The following is a 1,811-nucleotide window of genomic DNA, read 5'->3' on the forward strand; positions in this document are numbered from 1 at the left end:
AGTCGGCGCCGAGCACGCGCGCCTCGTACACCTGGTAGGCGTCGATCACGAAGTCCTTGCGCAGCACCGGCAGCGTGCACGCTTCGCGCGCCTGCTGCAGGTAGGCGTCGGCCCCCTGGAAGAAGTCCACGTCGGTCAGCACCGACAGGCAGCTGGCGCCGCCAAACTCGTAACTGACCGCGATGTCGGCCGGGCGGAAGTCGGGGCGGATCACACCCTTGGACGGGCTGGCCTTCTTCACTTCGGCAATCACCGCTGGATCGCCATTGGCCACGGCAGCCTGCAGCGCGCGCACGAAGCCGCGCACCGGTGGCGCATCGGCCAGCGCGGCCTGCAGCTCCTCAAGCGGCCGCTGGGCGCGGCGCTGGGCTACTTCTTCGGCCTTGCGGGCCAGGATCGTCTGCAGGATATCGCTCATCGTCGTCGGGTCGGTGCTGGGGCGGTGAGGACGACCATTATCGGCCATCGGGTGGGTCAGGCTGAACCGCGCGCTCAGGCAACCAGCGCGCGGGTGGTATCGACATACTGCTGCAGGCGGGCACGGGCGCTGCCATCGGCGATGACCGCGCGGGCGCGGGCCAGGCCGTCGCCGATATCGCTGGCCACCCCGGCCACATACAACGCTGCGCCCGCATTCAGGGCGACGATATCCAGCGCTGGGCCCGGCTCGTTGTCGAGCACGGCGCGCAGCATGGCAATGGATTGCTCCGGGCCGTCCACGCGCAGGTTGCGGCTGGCCGACATGGCGATGCCGAAGTCCTCCGGATGGATCTCGTACTCGCGCACCTTGCCGTCGCGCAGCTCACCCACCAGGGTGCCCGCGCCCAACGAGATCTCGTCCATGTTGTCGCGGCCCCACACCACCATCGCGCGCTCGGCGCCCAGTTCGCGCAGCACGCGCGCCTGGATGCCCACCAGATCGGGATGGAAGACGCCCATCAGCACCGACGGCGCATTGGCCGGGTTGGTCAGCGGACCGAGGATGTTGAAGATGGTGCGCACCCCCATCTCGCGACGGACCGGCGCCACTACTTTCATCGACGGGTGGTGGATTGGCGCGAACATGAAACCGATGCCGGTCTGTTCGATGGCCGCCGCCACCTGCGCCGGCTGCAGCTCGATCGCTGCGCCCAATGCCTCGACCGCATCAGCGCTGCCGGACTTGGACGACACGCTGCGGTTGCCATGCTTGGCCACGCGCGCGCCGGCGGCAGCAGCAACGAACATCGCGCAGGTTGAGATGTTGAACGTATGCGAGCCATCGCCACCGGTGCCGACGATGTCGACCAGGTGGGTTGTATCGGCAACCGGCACGGCCAGCGCGAATTCGCGCATCACCGTCGCCGCGGCGGCGATCTCGTCGATGGTTTCCTTCTTCACGCGCAGGCCGGTGAGGATAGCGGCGGTCATCATCGGCGAGACATCGCCGCGCATGATCTGCCGCATCAGGTCGACCATTTCGTCGAAGAAGATCTCGCGGTGTTCGATGGTGCGTTGCAGGGCTTCCTGGGGGGAGAAGCTCATCGGAATACTCCTTGGATCAGGCAGCCGGGCGCTGCAGGAAATTGCGCAGCAGCGCGTGACCATGCTCGGTGAGGATCGATTCGGGATGGAACTGTACGCCCTCCACCGGGAACTGGCGGTGGCGCAGGCCCATGATCTCTTCGATCGAGCCATCCTCGTTTTCGGTCCATGCGGTCACTTCCAGCGCGTCGGGCAGGCTGTTCTTGTCCACCACCAGCGAGTGGTAGCGGGTGGCCTGGTAACCGTCCGGCAGGCCGGCGAACACGCCCTTGCCTTCATGGCGGATC

General features: G+C 67.1%; 3 protein-coding genes. All 3 read right to left on the bottom strand.

Annotated features, from left to right (window positions below; translation table 11 throughout):
• A partial coding sequence (locus AB4Y84_RS20750) for an indole-3-glycerol phosphate synthase TrpC (protein WP_442250828.1) occupies positions 1 to 418 on the bottom strand: 418 nt, incomplete at its 3' end.
• A gap of 74 nt (positions 419 to 492) precedes the next feature.
• Positions 493 to 1,524, bottom strand: a complete 1,032-nt coding sequence (gene trpD / locus AB4Y84_RS20755; RefSeq protein ID WP_089237368.1) for an anthranilate phosphoribosyltransferase — start codon at positions 1,522 to 1,524, stop codon at positions 493 to 495.
• Positions 1,525 to 1,540: 16 nt separating this feature from the next.
• Positions 1,541 to 1,811, bottom strand: a 271-nt coding sequence (locus tag AB4Y84_RS20760; RefSeq protein ID WP_442250829.1) for a glutamine amidotransferase-related protein, incomplete at its 5' end; no start/stop codon positions are given.

The organism is Stenotrophomonas sp. 2YAF22, assembly GCF_052114665.1.
GTDB classification, from domain to species: domain Bacteria; phylum Pseudomonadota; class Gammaproteobacteria; order Xanthomonadales; family Xanthomonadaceae; genus Stenotrophomonas; species Stenotrophomonas indicatrix.